This window comes from Paenibacillus sp. JZ16 (genome assembly GCF_015326965.1).
GTDB lineage: Bacteria > Bacillota > Bacilli > Paenibacillales > Paenibacillaceae > Paenibacillus_AQ.
On sequence record NZ_CP017659.1, the window covers coordinates 2,092,606 to 2,105,724 of the forward strand.

21 protein-coding genes are annotated in these 13,119 nt (G+C 47.2%); 2 read left to right on the top strand and 19 right to left on the bottom strand.

The window, feature by feature from the left end; genetic code table 11:
• Window position 1: 1 nt before the first annotated feature.
• The 7 genes from BJP58_RS09415 to BJP58_RS09445 all read right to left on the bottom strand — a co-directional run bounded on the left by BJP58_RS09415 (window position 2) and on the right by BJP58_RS09445 (window position 5,428).
• Entirely contained in the window at window positions 2-214 is a 213-nt protein-coding gene (locus BJP58_RS09415) for a hypothetical protein (RefSeq protein ID WP_194545159.1), read from the bottom strand.
• 39 nt (window positions 215-253) lie between these two features.
• A complete protein-coding gene (locus tag BJP58_RS09420; RefSeq protein ID WP_194543698.1) occupies window positions 254-1,264 on the bottom strand; it encodes a phosphotransferase enzyme family protein in 1,011 nt (336 codons plus the stop codon).
• A gap of 42 nt (window positions 1,265-1,306) precedes the next feature.
• Complete coding sequence (locus tag BJP58_RS09425; RefSeq protein ID WP_194543699.1) at window positions 1,307-1,873, bottom strand: NUDIX hydrolase; 567 nt, start codon at window positions 1,871-1,873, stop codon at window positions 1,307-1,309.
• Between the two features lie 38 nt (window positions 1,874-1,911).
• Window positions 1,912-2,793, bottom strand: a complete 882-nt coding sequence (locus BJP58_RS09430) for a GNAT family N-acetyltransferase (RefSeq protein ID WP_194543700.1) — start codon at window positions 2,791-2,793, stop codon at window positions 1,912-1,914.
• Window positions 2,794-2,929: 136 nt separating this feature from the next.
• Window positions 2,930-4,624: a M3 family oligoendopeptidase gene (locus BJP58_RS09435; RefSeq protein ID WP_194543701.1), complete on the bottom strand. Its 1,695-nt coding sequence runs from the start codon at window positions 4,622-4,624 to the stop codon at window positions 2,930-2,932.
• Between the two features lie 142 nt (window positions 4,625-4,766).
• Complete coding sequence (locus BJP58_RS09440) at window positions 4,767-5,081, bottom strand: DMT family transporter (protein ID WP_194543702.1); 315 nt, start codon at window positions 5,079-5,081, stop codon at window positions 4,767-4,769.
• Entirely contained in the window at window positions 5,081-5,428 is a 348-nt protein-coding gene (locus BJP58_RS09445; RefSeq protein ID WP_194543703.1) for a DMT family transporter, read from the bottom strand. Before BJP58_RS09445 ends, BJP58_RS09440 begins: the two co-directional genes overlap by 1 nt.
• Before the next feature lie 146 nt (window positions 5,429-5,574).
• On the opposite strand from BJP58_RS09445, the gene BJP58_RS09450 reads away from it, so the two are divergent.
• Window positions 5,575-6,444, top strand: coding sequence for a LysR family transcriptional regulator (locus BJP58_RS09450; protein ID WP_194543704.1), 870 nt, complete (start codon window positions 5,575-5,577; stop codon window positions 6,442-6,444).
• 24 nt (window positions 6,445-6,468) lie between these two features.
• Here the strand turns inward: BJP58_RS09450 and BJP58_RS09455 are convergent, their stop codons facing one another.
• From BJP58_RS09455 to BJP58_RS09470, 4 genes are all read right to left on the bottom strand, one after another.
• Window positions 6,469-7,347, bottom strand: coding sequence for an HAD-IIB family hydrolase (locus BJP58_RS09455; RefSeq protein ID WP_194544884.1), 879 nt, complete (start codon window positions 7,345-7,347; stop codon window positions 6,469-6,471).
• A gap of 154 nt (window positions 7,348-7,501) precedes the next feature.
• Entirely contained in the window at window positions 7,502-7,894 is a 393-nt protein-coding gene (locus tag BJP58_RS09460; protein WP_194543705.1) for a DUF6220 domain-containing protein, read from the bottom strand.
• Window positions 7,887-8,384, bottom strand: coding sequence for a DUF6022 family protein (locus BJP58_RS09465; protein WP_336245467.1), 498 nt, complete (start codon window positions 8,382-8,384; stop codon window positions 7,887-7,889). The genes BJP58_RS09460 and BJP58_RS09465 overlap by 8 nt, the downstream gene beginning before the upstream one ends.
• Window positions 8,385-8,417: 33 nt before the next feature.
• Window positions 8,418-8,852, bottom strand: a complete 435-nt coding sequence (locus BJP58_RS09470) for a DUF6526 family protein (RefSeq protein ID WP_194543707.1) — start codon at window positions 8,850-8,852, stop codon at window positions 8,418-8,420.
• A gap of 148 nt (window positions 8,853-9,000) precedes the next feature.
• On the opposite strand from BJP58_RS09470, the gene BJP58_RS09475 reads away from it, so the two are divergent.
• A complete protein-coding gene (locus BJP58_RS09475) occupies window positions 9,001-9,600 on the top strand; it encodes a TetR/AcrR family transcriptional regulator (RefSeq protein ID WP_233355015.1) in 600 nt (199 codons plus the stop codon).
• A 33-nt stretch (window positions 9,601-9,633) separates the two neighbouring features.
• Here BJP58_RS09475 and BJP58_RS09480 read toward each other — a convergent pair whose 3' ends face one another.
• The 8 genes from BJP58_RS09480 to BJP58_RS09510 all read right to left on the bottom strand — a co-directional run bounded on the left by BJP58_RS09480 (window position 9,634) and on the right by BJP58_RS09510 (window position 13,093).
• The gene (locus BJP58_RS09480) at window positions 9,634-9,915 is read right to left on the bottom strand and encodes a hypothetical protein (RefSeq protein ID WP_194543708.1); all 282 of its coding nucleotides are present in this window, start codon (window positions 9,913-9,915) and stop codon (window positions 9,634-9,636) included.
• Window positions 9,912-10,361 (bottom strand): NUDIX hydrolase, encoded by a 450-nt coding sequence (locus BJP58_RS09485; RefSeq protein ID WP_194543709.1) that lies wholly within the window; start codon window positions 10,359-10,361, stop codon window positions 9,912-9,914. Before BJP58_RS09485 ends, BJP58_RS09480 begins: the two co-directional genes overlap by 4 nt.
• Before the next feature lie 20 nt (window positions 10,362-10,381).
• Window positions 10,382-11,035, bottom strand: coding sequence for an HAD family hydrolase (locus BJP58_RS09490; protein WP_267907911.1), 654 nt, complete (start codon window positions 11,033-11,035; stop codon window positions 10,382-10,384).
• 91 nt (window positions 11,036-11,126) lie between these two features.
• Entirely contained in the window at window positions 11,127-11,531 is a 405-nt protein-coding gene (locus BJP58_RS09495) for an RDD family protein (protein WP_071219906.1), read from the bottom strand.
• A gap of 35 nt (window positions 11,532-11,566) precedes the next feature.
• Window positions 11,567-11,854 (bottom strand): hypothetical protein, encoded by a 288-nt coding sequence (locus BJP58_RS09500; protein WP_194543711.1) that lies wholly within the window; start codon window positions 11,852-11,854, stop codon window positions 11,567-11,569.
• A 318-nt stretch (window positions 11,855-12,172) separates the two neighbouring features.
• Window positions 12,173-12,337 (bottom strand): VanZ family protein, encoded by a 165-nt coding sequence (locus BJP58_RS33570; RefSeq protein WP_233355016.1) that lies wholly within the window; start codon window positions 12,335-12,337, stop codon window positions 12,173-12,175.
• A 1-nt stretch (window position 12,338) separates the two neighbouring features.
• Window positions 12,339-12,593 (bottom strand): VanZ family protein, encoded by a 255-nt coding sequence (locus BJP58_RS33575; protein ID WP_233355017.1) that lies wholly within the window; start codon window positions 12,591-12,593, stop codon window positions 12,339-12,341.
• 23 nt (window positions 12,594-12,616) lie between these two features.
• On the bottom strand, window positions 12,617-13,093 hold the full coding sequence (locus BJP58_RS09510; protein WP_194544886.1) for an NUDIX domain-containing protein: 477 nt from the start codon (window positions 13,091-13,093) through the stop codon (window positions 12,617-12,619).
• Window positions 13,094-13,119: the final 26 nt, after the last annotated feature.

The following is a 13,119-nucleotide window of genomic DNA, read 5'->3' on the forward strand; positions in this document are numbered from 1 at the left end:
CTTATTTCTTCTTTTTCGGACCTCGTTTATAGACATAGAACAACAGCACGGATATAAAATATATCGGAAGCAGGATAATGCCAATCACAGCGCTCAGCAGGACGATGGAGAGCTGGCCGCGGTCTGCCATCGCATCGTAATTCACATACCCGAAGACAATCCATACCAGCCATACCAATGTAACCGCATATCCTATTTTATAAGGTAATCTCACAGCATGGTTCACATCCTAGAAGTTATGTACGTGACACATTCATAAACATTTCGAATACAACAATTCAACAAACTCGTGCTGCTTTCGTTCCATCCATTCTCTTCTGATCTGAAGTTGCTTCAACATCAGGTGAAAATAGGAGGCGATGTTCCTTCCGGCCAAATGCTGCCCGATATAGATGCTTAATAAAGAAACATAATATAACTGCATGATATAGGGAATCCACTGGATCTCTGCACGGGTTAACCTCATATATTTTCGATATTCATCTAAAAACAGCTCGACCTTTGTCAAGGTCTGGTCCTCATGCTGAAGAAGATGGTTCAGACAAATGGATAGTTCCCATATCCGTATGTCCATAGCAGCAAAATCAAAATCCAATACACCGCTCATCTCCCTGGACTGGGGATTGATCAAGAGATTAAAAACCAAAATATCATGATGGACCATTTGCTTAGGCAGTGCATTCAGCTCAGCTGCATGGTTAATCACAGATTCATAGTATCCTTGCAATACAGCTATCTGTTCAGCATCAATATCAAAAGGAGGGCATGCCAAAAACTCATTAATTTTCGTCTGATTCGATAGAGAATGGAGGTTGTAAACATCATGGAACGCAATCGCAGGACAAACCACATCGACGGAATCCGATTCGAATTGCTGAAGAGCATATGATATTTCCCCAACTGTCCGCCCGTAACTTAGCACATCGGTCATGCTGGATAGATCAGGGACCTCCCCTTCGATAAACCGTGACAGAGAGCCCAGGGAGCCGTCCGACAGAACCACGTACTTCGCATCATCCATACTGGAGACGAAACCTGGAATATCAAACGATAAGGAACAACGCTCCAAGTAAGCTGTTAGTTCAACCTCAAACCGCAGCCTCTCTTTATTCTTCGTATGACGATTGTATATTCTTGCGACGTATTTCTTTTGGTTCATCGCTACAATTCGGGATTCATTCGTCATGCCGAAAGGAACGGTCTCGATCGAATGCACAGGTCCATGAAAATAATGCTGCAACAGCTCCTGAAATACGTGTTCCACTGACTACACCTCTTTTCGGTTCAGCGCGTTCCCTCATGCAACTCATGGTTCATCGTTAGATAGTTGAATCGAACGGTCTTCTTGTCGTATGGCAAAAGCCAGCTTGTACAGATCTGCAATATCTTGCCTGCCCGTCTCCTCCAAACGCTTCATGGCTTCCTCCAAATCAACGGCCTCTACCGCGATGACCTGCTCCCCATCCTCTGGATTCAGCGGCTCCCCAACGATGCGCACATCCCCGTATCCAACCAATCTGACAAAATGAGGATGGGGAATATGCGGCCGATAAGGCGTCTTGCTGCTGGATTCGCAACGGAACTGGCCGAAGACCCGGAACGACTCGAGTTCTGCGCCAAGCTCCTCCCTAACCTCCCGTCTAAGTCCTTCCATATAGGACTCGCCGGGCTCCAGGGTTCCTCCGGGAAGCTCCCAGCTTCCGTCCGCTACCTGAAAAATAATGCAGCGATCCCCGGCAAACGGAAGAATCGTGACATTGCTGACCTTCGATTCTTCGATTTCATCTCCGATGGCAAACCTGGCTCGGACTACGCCCCATTGAATATCTTTCGCGAGAGCCGGGTACAGGCTCATATCCGTGTTTTTTCTCATGCACGCATTTCCTTTCGAACTGTACGAATTCATTCAACCTATGTATCGCTGTACTCATGTACCATAAGCACCTGCTCCATCGAGCTCGTATATCCAAGCTCCTGCAGCACGTTCACCAGTTCCTTATGCGAAGCCCGGATGTTGAATGCGGACCGCTTGCAGGCATAACCGGGTTGTATCATCTCCAGTACCGCCGTCTTCATCACGGCTTCTGCATCCGGATGTCCTGGAGCAGCCTCACAACGAAACAGCGTGATTGCTGCCAAACTGCCTGAGGCATCAAACACCCGCTTAAACAAACCAAAGCCCACCTGTTCTTCTCCTTCATACACAATGACGCATTCACCGTCCTTGATACTGGAAGCGTCTGTCTGCCAGACTTCACCGGATCGATAGAAGGCTACAGATGCAGCCTCCGCTGCCAGGCCTCTGACCAGCGTATACGGTGAACGGGTATTCTTCGCATCTTGCTGCTCCGGGAGCTGTTCATTCGTCATGATGAGCAGCCGGTCGATGATATGATATCCAACGCTTTCGTAGAGACGAATCGCTGGCGCATTTGTGCTGATCGCCTCTAAATAGGCACGACGGACGCCTTGTTCTTCGTACAGCTCTTCGTTTTTCTCCATCATGTTTTTGCCGATTCCCTTCCCCCGGAAATCGGGAGCTATCGCTGTCCCACCGTTACGTGCAATCTTAACGCCATCTTCTTCCCGAAAGCTGTTCATGACGATGCCGGCCGGTACGCCATCCATGTAACAAGCGAGTGATCTCTCCATGCACAAACCATCGCTTCCGATACGGGCAATGAAGCGGTCCAGCGGCATCGAGGCGTTCACCATGTATCCTTCAAATGAGTGATTCCACAACTCCGATACTTCCCGAATCGGAAGCTCGCTTAGCGGTTTATACGTAATCATAGTTATAATCCTCCTAATTTATGGGCAATAAGTGGGTTCTATGAAAGATGCTTTCTATTAAAAACATGCAGGAAGAACACCTGAGTCTTTACTCAGTCATGTTCTCCTGCATGTCTTAGCCATGCTTATTTACGATTTAAAGAGCTGCATCGTCTACGCTGTCCAGCCAAGCTTCGATGCTGCCAATGACGGAAGTGACACAGCCATCCTCGAATGGGGAGATCAAACCTGCCACCTTCACCAGTTCGGTGAAGGACTTGCTTCCACCTTGACGGCACAGGTTCAGATAATCTGCCCATGCAGCGGATTTGTCCTCGTGCATCTTCTTCCAGAATTGGAATGCGCAGATTTGAGCCAACGTATAGTCGATATAATAGAACGGCGTGCTAAAAATATGACCCTGTTTATGCCAGAAGCCGCCTTGCTCCAGATACGCATTGTCATCATAGTTCCGGTGCGGCAGATATTTGCGCTCAATTTCGCGCCATGCCTGTTTCCGTTCAGCCGGCGTAGCATCCGGATTCTCATAAACAAAGTGCTGGAATTCGTCAACCGTTACGCCGTAGGGGATGAAGATAAGTCCGCTTGCGAGATGGTCGAAGCGGTATTTATCGGCCTCATCCTCGAAGAAGCGGTCCATCCACGGCCATGTGAAGAATTCCATGCTCATGGAATGGATTTCGCACGCCTCATAGGTTGGGAACCCATACTCCGGTACCTCGAAACCTCTGCTCTCATATACTTGGAACGCATGACCGGCTTCGTGCGTCAGCACATCAATATCACCGGAAGTCCCGTTAAAGTTGGAGAAAATAAACGGTGCGCCATACTCGCTGATATAGGTACAGTATCCGCCGCTCTGCTTGCCTTTTTTGGCAACCAGATCCATAAGGCCGTTCTCCTGCATGAAGGTAAAGAACTCATGGGTTTCCGGAGATAATTCTTCATACATCTTCGCGCCATGGTTGACGATCCAATCCGGGTCACCCTTCGGTGTTGCGTTCCCCGATTTGAATGAGAAGTTCTCATCGTAGTACAGCAGTTGGTCCACATCGATTCGTTTCTGCTGACGTTCTTTCAGCTTGCTTGCAACCGGAACGATATGCTCCAGCACCTGGTTACGGAAGTTAGCCACCATCTCCGCGTTATAGTCCGTGCGGGCCATGCGGGCATAACCAAGCTCTACGTAATTGTTAAATCCTAGTTTCTTGGCAATCTTGGTTCTCACTTTAACCAGATCGTCATAAATACGGTCGAAGTTTGCTTCGTTCTCAGCCATGAAGCCGCTGGACGCCTCCATTGCACGTTTACGCATATTGCGGTCCGTCGATTGCTGGAAGGGAATCAATTGCGACAGGGTACGCTCTTCGCCTTCGAACTGAATTTTGGCGGAAGCGATCAGCTTCGAATATTCCGTCGTCAATTTATTTTCCTGCTGCAGTTCCTCAATGATCTCAGGACTGAAGGTTTTGAGGGAAAGCTCTGCCAATTGGAACAGCTGACGCCCCCATTTGTCTTCCAGCTGAGCTCTGAATTTCGAATCCACGAGAGCCCGATAATAATCCGTTATGTATTCCTGGATGACCGGTCCGTTCTCGTCAAAGAAATCCTGCTCTGCCTTATAGAACTCGTCGTTCGTATCAATCGAGTGCCGGATATACACCAGTTGACTCAGGGTATCCATCTCACTGCGTAGTTTGTTAATGCGGGTCATCGCCTCATCCTGTTCCTCATACGTGCTGGCGGAGGTGAAAGCGTTAAGCTGCTCTTTAAACTTTTGCTCAAAAGCTTTTACGTCGGGGCGTTCATAGCGATACTCGCTGAATTTCATAAGATACACCTGTCCTTTCCCATATAAAAAATGCATCCTGGCGTCTGATCGGATGGATTCAAAACACCAAACTATATCTAAATTCTATATGCGAATCAGAATATCCTTCACAGGTCTATGAAATTCTGCACGCCCCTATGGGTTACGTTATAATCTTAAGGCCGATCGCTGAAGCCAGGATTAAAGCAATGAAAAATATCCGACGCGCTTCCTTCGGTTCTCCAAAAGCAAACATCCCCAGCAAGGTACTGCCGGCCGTCCCCATTCCTGTCCAAATCGCATAAGCGGTTCCCATGGAAATAAAGGCCATCGCGTACGTCAGCAGCAGGAAACTCGAACCGAGCGAACAGGCCAAAAAGATGTAGGATCCCACGCTGCGGGTCAGGCTCACCCTTCTTAACGCAATCACACCCAACACTTCACATAACCCTGCGCCGATCAGAGCGATCCATTCCATTACGCACCACTCTCCTTCGCCTGGTTATCCGTATCCTTCGTGACCAGTTTGAGTCCGAGCACCCCTGCAGCCAACATACCAATCAGCAGCAGCTTGACGGGATTCGCCTGCTCGCCAAACAGGAGGATCTCAACTAGCACCGTACCGGCTGTCCCCAGTCCGGTGAAGATCACATAGACCGTACCGATGGGAAGTTTAGCAGCAGAGTCCAAAAAAACTTTGAAGCTGAATATAATCGAAGCGATGGTAATGATCCACTGCCACCAGGTATCGGAATGCTTCAAACCGGATACCCATACAACCTCCAGTGCCCCCGCTATTAGTAAGAGCCACCATGCCTTTTTCATCTCCAACATCCTTCCACTCTGTATTTGTATGAACATATTCATGGTGTAGTTGTGATTGTAATCTAAAAATGGCATACCGTATAATGATAAATAATAATGATGTCATCATTTTTAGTGATGACTGAAGGAGAGAAAGGAGGGTTTAGATGGAGCTTACCGATCTGAAGGTTTTTCTAAAGATTGCAGAGGAAGGGAATATCACCCGCGCTGCGGAGCAGCTTGGATATGTGCAGTCCAATGTTACGGCCCGTGTCAAAAAGCTTGAGAATGAACTGGGAGTCCCCTTATTGAACCGACACTCCAGTGGAGTGACCTTAACAGAAAAAGGGCGCACGTTCCGGGACTATGCGTGTACCATTCTCAATCTGTCTGAAGAAGCGGTGCGTGCTGTACAAGAAACGCCTTATCCAAGCGGTTCTTTAACCATTGGCGTCGTGGATACGGTGCATTGCGGACATTTCATTAAATCCTTGTCGGACTATCAAACCATGTACCCGGACGTCACGCTATCGCTCTTGACCGGCAGCTCTTCGGAGCTGATTACCCAAGTATTAAACTATCAGCTGGACGGGGCATTTGTGACGGGAAACATTCCGCCAAAGCTGGTTGCCGATTATATCGAAGAGGATGAGGTCAAACTGCTGACCAAGTCGAAGGAGCAGCCCTTTCCCGATCTGGCGGTGACCAAATGGGCCGTTGCTCCGGCGGGATGCCCGTTTCGAAGCATCCTCGAAAGATGGCTGTTAAGCGAAGGGATTCCGCTGACCAATATGATCGAAGTCTCATCATTAGAGACCCAATTAGGCATCGTGCAATCAGGTCTTGCCGCTACGCTTCTCCCCACCTCCGTCTTAAGCGGAGAATTTGCGAATATGGGCAGCTTCTCGATCCCGGAAGCCTTCCGGCATACCTCGACAAGCCTGATCCGGCGCAACGACCGGTTCAGGAACAAGGCATTTTCCGCTTTTGCCGAGCTGGTTAAAGTTAATTTCGATAAAGGTGTGAATTCTAAGTAATGGGTACAGCGTGATGTATCGTCATCATTGTCCTTCCAGAGTGGATATAAAGGTATTCACTCCTGACAGTTCTATCTGTTGCCGGATGTAATGGGCGACGCCATCAAGTTCATTCGAGTCAATAATATGGTCAGCCAGCTGCCGTATCCTTTCATGCGCGTTTCGTACCGCGATCCGGGTGCCTCCGGCTTCAAACAGCCCCACATCATTGATGTGGTCGCCGAAGACAACCGTGCACTCCAGATCAATACCCATATGGGAAGACCATAATTGGAGCCCGTCACGTTTGTTTGCCTTGGCATGACTGAATTCCAGGAAAAAATGATTATGGATGTAGTAATCCGGCATCATATGAGCATGAATCACATCACCGTATAATTCCATAACCTCGCACCGTATCGGCTCCAATTCCTCATAAAGTCCAATGTATGTAAGAGCCAGCGTCCGGTAATCCGGTGGGCAGTTCAGGCTCTGCACTTCCATAAATCGCGGATCCTGGGGCCGGCTCTGATAAAAAGCCTTCTCTCCCTCTCGCCGCAGCGACTCATGCAAAACACGCTCACGATGATCCGCATCCAATGAAAAATAATAAGGAGTAATACCAAACTTCCTTCCCACGCCGATAATCTCATTCGAGATGTCCCATTCAAGCCAGTAACCATCGATTACCGTTCGATTTATCCCGTCATATATCAAAGCGCCGTTATATAGAATCAAAGGGTACTTCCAGGGGATCTCCGAGACAACGCTTTGAGCACTAATATAGCCGCGGGCAGTGGCATACGTGATAATCACGTCCTGCTCCAGCGCATTCGCGATAACATCCCTAGTATAGGATGTAAGTGTCTGATCTGATCGTAGAAGCGTTCCATCCAGGTCGGTAATATACGCTTTTTTCTTCATCAAGAAGCCATGCCTCCTTCGCCGTCCAGTATGTGACAAAACCCAGCCGTAGAGTAGCTCTATCTAAGACTGGGTCCTTATTATGAATTTGGCGTCTTCCATGATTATACAACGTCTAAGATGGAGATGGTAAAGGTAAATTGCTTATTTCGCTTCAATCCACATTTATTTTAGATCCTTTGCCTGATCGGATCATGTCAACGCTGCCCCAAAACATCATCATCGCAATGACGGGATGGAATGCAGATAGAAAACCGATCCGGGATGCAAATACCGCTGTTAAGAACATCCCGATTACCATTCCGAATAAACCTATGCTCTTCCAAAGCACCTGCCTTGAAAGTCCTGCCATCCATGCCATGATTGCCATGATGAGAGGAATAAAAGCAAAATATCTTGCGAAGCTAACATGGGCAGTCCAACTTCCTGAATTCACAAACAGTGCAATTCCGGCGATAAGAACTTGAAGCGTAACGCTAACACTGAAAATCAAAGCGAGCACGAAAAACAAAACACGGGAAAATTGAGCCAAGTTTAACTTACGCATACCTCTCATCCTCCCAACTTATAGATCCCCATTCTTCCGGCTGCATATGAGAAATCACCTCTTTAATTGCTGCCAGCTCGGTTTGAGGAATGACATATACTCTAGGCACAGTAGGAATACGAAAGGCAGTATGGTCGTGAAAGAAACGTGTGATTAAGGTACCTAATGCTCTTCCATTATCATAGTGAATCACGCTCCAAAATCGCCTCTCCCTCTCTTCCCATGGTCCCCAAAGCTCCTCGGATTGTGGAAAGGCACCCGGCATTACGGGTTTGGGGGTTAAGCCCGCACCATAGACCTCTGCTTCCAATGGACGAAAAAGCTTGGAACAAAAGAGACCATAAGCGTAGTCTCCTTTATTTTGAAAAATGCCCTCAAGCTCGTTCAGATTCTGTTCCCATACATTCAGCCACTGATCATTCATATATCCCTGGCAGTAATGAGCCAAAGCCTTCATCATGGACTCGTTTAAACACGCTGTTAAGACCATTGCCAATCCCCCTTTTACTTTTGCTTTAGTGAGCTATACTCGGTGATGATCCGCTCTCCATTTCTGGATGGCGAGCTTGATATCTTTAGATGATAGGTCCTCCTTAAGAGCCTTCTCACACAGCGTCAGAAACTCATCGTCCGATGCAAAACGAAGCGCAATGATTTGATTCATCGTTAAACTTGGATTAAGAAGCCTGCCTGTCATAACAAAATGTCTCAGATTCTCTTCTGCCCGAACTACCCGATCTTGCACCTTACATACGAACTGCCGGATAAGGAATAATGTCATGACCACCGAGAATGACATGAGTATGAAAAGTAATGATGTAAATAACGATATTCCACGCATACTCGACGCAAACAGATAAACGAATGCTGCGACGACCAAAACAAAGCTAAGCGGTACAAGGAAAAAATGAAACGCGGGTACATGTCTTTCATGGTTGCTGTAAGATTGATTCTTCATTGGAATACCTCCTTTCCCGGTTATGGGTGAGTGCACACTCATTATTGAGCGTCATGTCTCCCACCTCATTCAAGCTGTGAAGTCTTGACAATGAGTGAGTGCACACTCATAATAAAGTGGAACCATAACAAAGTCAACAGAGTGAGGGATGATTTTGGATTTAAAAAATAAAATAGCCGATGCAGCGGAACTCGTCATTCGTACACATGGACTGGCCAAAGCAACAACCAAAGAAATCGCCAAAACCGCCGGGTGCTCAGAAGGCTCACTATATAATCATTTTAAGAGCAAAGACGATCTGTACCTTCACATTCTACGCGGACAATTAAAAAATGTTATGCAGGCGCTCACGTCCCTGAGGGAACTGATCGGCAAAGAAACCGTGCGAAGTAATCTGGAAAAAGTGGCTCGAGCGGGCGTATCGGATTACTATCAATCCATGCCTCTGATCAGCTCCATCTTCTCAGAACCAGGACTGTTAGCGCAGCACCGGGAAGGCTTCACAGCTCGGAATGAAGGACCCCACCGGGCAAATGAAGCAGTTGAGTCCTATTTGCTTGAAGAACAGAAACTTGGGAGATTATCGGAACATGTTAATCCGAGATCCGCTGCGGACATGCTGCTAGGAAGCTGCTTTCAATATGCATTTCAATTGAACTTCTTAGGCCGGCCCTTGTCCGATGAAGAACAGAATGCGTTTGTGCATCGGGTGTTGGATACTTTGTTTCTAGGCATTGGGAACGAATAATAGGAGGGCAGGCATGACTTGTCCTCTGGTACCTCAGACACCGAGGATCAGGTATCCCAGTGTCATGTACAGAAAAAGGAATAGCAGCAGCACGGAATGGCCTACAATGGCTGTGATATGGATTCGCGTGAGTTTGCCTCGATTTCTGCTGACGAGCGCTAACAGGATACCCACTGGCGACAACAGGAGAATCGCAGCAAACCACAATCCCTGAAAAGGACTTCCTGCCTCTGGCCGAAACATGAAACTGTATAGTGTGAACAGAGTGACGCAGACAAACAGATTTAGTGACAAGTGGGACAAATACCACTTCATTCCGCTTCCTCGGCCAACCTGCCCGACAAAATGCCGGCTCTGCGAATGACCTCAATCCGTTCCTCGCGGCCTTCAATCGCCTTTATCATTTCGATGGCCGTATCAAAATTCATCCTAACATATCCGGTTGTTTCATACCCCTCTGGTCTTTCTACGAATCGTCTCACGCCTACTAGATAAAATAGGCGATATGCGTCGAATTCCTTCCAATGCCATGCCGCAAACAGGGTCCGCTCATCACTGATTTGGATACCTGCTTCCTCCAAGGCTTCACGGATCAAGCCTTCCATAATTGACTCACCGGGTTCCAGCCGCCCTCCTATTGTTGTAAGTACCTTCTCGTCACGATCCCATACCATGACAACATCTCCATTATCAAGCACGGGAACACAGTGTACACTGCCAATCTTTATACCCTCCGGAATCTCCGTAATAAAACTTAGCATCGAGGTGGCACCTCCGAGATTTATTTAGTGGTACGCAGCTGAAGATAACCTATGACATCTGGTATATGTTGAATCTCTGCAAATGGAAAAACATCCATGCTGTTCATTCTCGCGATGTCCCCGCGATAGGCGATAAATGGAATTCCGGCGCTCTCGGAGGCCTTGCCATCCACCCACGCATCTCCGACAGACAACCATTCCTTCGGGGATGTATGAGGGAAATGCTTCAGCACCTCCAAATATCCATCGGGTGCCGGCTTTAACAAACCCATGGCCTCTCTGCCTATAATGAGATCAAAATAATGCACAATCTTATTCTCTTCCAGAGCAGCCATTGCTGCTTCCACCGAATTATTTGTCACAATGGCCAGATGCAGCTGCCCGTGCAATCGCTGAACAAGCTCTCTTGCACCCGCTTCAAGATCTGCACCAATCATCCCTCTCATCTCATGTTCCTTGGCAATATCCCACATCTCGTGACGAAGATCTTCCGACAGCAGCCCTGTATTCATGGCTTCAGCAATGATGGTTGAGGTAGTGTGGGTGTCCATGGACAGACCTTGGGGCAAGATTCTGTGATGGCACAGAAAGGCGTAGATGTCCCTCTTCATTGCTCCAAAATCAATGCTGGAACGCAGCAGCGTATTATCCATATCAAAGACAATTCCTTTTATCGTAAACGCGATATCTAATCAACTCCAATCATGGAAATGCCTTGAATTGCCGCTCCGACAGCAATCCAGATTTGGGTAACCCATTCATCTCCTAATCATACACAACTTCCGTACCCGCGATAAAATCGTGCAGGGAACGCTTATCCTCGCGCATCGCTACCATAAAGATGCTCACGATAAGTCCAATTCCAAACGTCAGTGCATACACGATTCCCGCTACAAGGTTGCGGAGCAGCATCGTTCCAATGCCCGGCGGCTCAAGAAAATCGAATTTGCGAATGCGAATGCCGCATATGCGCTTACCGATGGTATAACCATTCCAATACACGGGGACCAACAAAGCATACAAACTATAAATCAAATTAGAAATCGGCTCATTCTCAAAATCTCCCGTGATAATCCCTGCAATGATCCATAACGGAAGGCTCACGATGATTCCATCCAAAAGATTGGCGCCCAGCCGGATCCAAAAGCCTGCAACTTGGTTTTCGCCCATGAGGATTCCTCCTTAAAATTCTAGATAACATTCTGTTATGGATTCTTATCGGCGTTGTCTGGCTGGTCCAGCTCTTCCCAGTTATCCTTGATCTGGTTCAGGTCTTCCACTAGCCATTTACGGATGATCGGGACGATGATGCATAAGATACCGAGAATCAAACTGATGATGCTGAATATCAACGGCCATTTTCCAATTTCTGATAACAAATCCGCAAACGTCCAGGGGGTATTTATCCCCGCAATCGCGGCCGTTAAGTACCGGATGCCGTACAAAAAAGCTGAGATACAGATAAAAATAATGCCCATCGTTTTATTGTTCATAGAGTGTGTAATCCTTCCTCTTATCGGTGGCTGCATCCTGAGTCAGCTTACTAATCACGGAATTCTCCATCGTAGATCCCACCTTTCCACACAACATTTTCCAGTACCTCATATCATTGTAAGCTTCGGTTCCTGATCGAACAATAGTTTTTTCCACAATTCCCCATATCGCTGTTATCCAGCTCAAGTAGAGAATGTAACGTTAACACAATATAATCAGCCACACATAAATAAACAGAATGACTTTCCTACGTCGTAGTTAAGTCATTCTGCTGCCTGTTATAAACTATTTTAGGTATGGTTGAAATATGCTTGCAGCTACGGTTGTCTGCCCCTTGATTTCATGATGACCCCAATCAAACCATAGCCCAGGGTAACACCTACCGAGTTTAATATAAAATCATCCACATCCAGGCTTCCTCGCCGCGTGATCAGTTGCGTCATTTCGAGCACGAATAACCCGGTCAAAAAGTAGGCTAGCATCTTACGAAATCGAATTTGAAATGCAAGCGGAATAAGCACTCCAAAAGGGTACAAATACAGCGATATTTCCAACGATATTGATCAATGAGCTCAAACTGCGAATGGGAAAATAGCTTGCCATCGTCGTGAATGGAACCAGATTATAACTGATTTCCGGCTGAGTGGTCCTCCCGAATCCCCAAATCATCCAGTAAGTTAACAACATGGTATAGCCGATGAGGAGGATCAAGGAGATCATTTTGACATGCGATTTCATGAAGGTCTCCTGTTACGTTTAATTCACACATATTTGTCCAATACGTAATCCTCGATCATGTCTATATTTCGTCGTTCCTGCGCGTACTGTTTAATGTGTTTCTTAATGTTCGGATACAAAATAATGTCGTCCAGCTGCTCGAGCGGAATCCACTTCACGTCGGTTTGATTCGGATCTGGAACAGCCGGAAGTTTGGGGGACGATCCTTCATGTGGATAACATTCAAATACTACGTATAACGTATGGATGCCCGATATGTTATCTCTGGACTGTTTATGCGGAGCATTCTCGTACACAAATGCAACAGGCCCAGTCTGCGCTTCCAGCGTGGTTTCCTCATACAATTCTCTCAAGGCTCCCTCTGCGATAGACTCTCCGGGCTCGGCCCCGCCCCCCGGCAAATTGTAATGCAATCCGTTCTCATCTACATACTCAACCAACAAAACATGCTCATTCTGAAAAACCAACGCTGTCGGTCTCACCCGAATATGATATGTCATCATAACCACCTCTCCACACGGCTAAC

Bases quoted from the DNA above. Each gene is read 5' to 3' on its own strand.
- BJP58_RS09440 (WP_194543702.1), bottom strand. From the start codon at position 5,081: ATGGAATGGATCGCTCTGATCGGCGCAGGGTTATGTGAAGTGTTGGGT.
- BJP58_RS09475 (WP_233355015.1), top strand. From the start codon at position 9,001: ATGATTTTGGATTTAAAAAATAAAATAGCCGATGCAGCGGAACTCGTC.
- BJP58_RS09480 (WP_194543708.1), bottom strand. From the start codon at position 9,915: ATGAAGTGGTATTTGTCCCACTTGTCACTAAATCTGTTTGTCTGCGTC.
- BJP58_RS33570 (WP_233355016.1), bottom strand. From the start codon at position 12,337: ATGCTAGCCTACTTTTTGACCGGGTTATTCGTGCTCGAAATGACGCAA.
- BJP58_RS09435 (WP_194543701.1), bottom strand. From the start codon at position 4,624: ATGAAATTCAGCGAGTATCGCTATGAACGCCCCGACGTAAAAGCTTTT.
- BJP58_RS09445 (WP_194543703.1), bottom strand. From the start codon at position 5,428: ATGAAAAAGGCATGGTGGCTCTTACTAATAGCGGGGGCACTGGAGGTT.
- BJP58_RS09430 (WP_194543700.1), bottom strand. From the start codon at position 2,793: ATGATTACGTATAAACCGCTAAGCGAGCTTCCGATTCGGGAAGTATCG.
- BJP58_RS09495 (WP_071219906.1), bottom strand. From the start codon at position 11,531: ATGGGCGAAAACCAAGTTGCAGGCTTTTGGATCCGGCTGGGCGCCAAT.
- BJP58_RS09485 (WP_194543709.1), bottom strand. From the start codon at position 10,361: ATGCTAAGTTTTATTACGGAGATTCCGGAGGGTATAAAGATTGGCAGT.
- BJP58_RS09465 (WP_336245467.1), bottom strand. From the start codon at position 8,384: ATGGTCTTAACAGCGTGTTTAAACGAGTCCATGATGAAGGCTTTGGCT.
- BJP58_RS09470 (WP_194543707.1), bottom strand. From the start codon at position 8,852: ATGAAGAATCAATCTTACAGCAACCATGAAAGACATGTACCCGCGTTT.
- BJP58_RS09425 (WP_194543699.1), bottom strand. From the start codon at position 1,873: ATGAGAAAAAACACGGATATGAGCCTGTACCCGGCTCTCGCGAAAGAT.
- BJP58_RS09460 (WP_194543705.1), bottom strand. From the start codon at position 7,894: ATGCGTAAGTTAAACTTGGCTCAATTTTCCCGTGTTTTGTTTTTCGTG.
- BJP58_RS09510 (WP_194544886.1), bottom strand. From the start codon at position 13,093: ATGACATATCATATTCGGGTGAGACCGACAGCGTTGGTTTTTCAGAAT.
- BJP58_RS33575 (WP_233355017.1), bottom strand. From the start codon at position 12,593: ATGAAATCGCATGTCAAAATGATCTCCTTGATCCTCCTCATCGGCTAT.
- BJP58_RS09455 (WP_194544884.1), bottom strand. From the start codon at position 7,347: ATGAAGAAAAAAGCGTATATTACCGACCTGGATGGAACGCTTCTACGA.
- BJP58_RS09500 (WP_194543711.1), bottom strand. From the start codon at position 11,854: ATGAACAATAAAACGATGGGCATTATTTTTATCTGTATCTCAGCTTTT.
- BJP58_RS09450 (WP_194543704.1), top strand. From the start codon at position 5,575: ATGGAGCTTACCGATCTGAAGGTTTTTCTAAAGATTGCAGAGGAAGGG.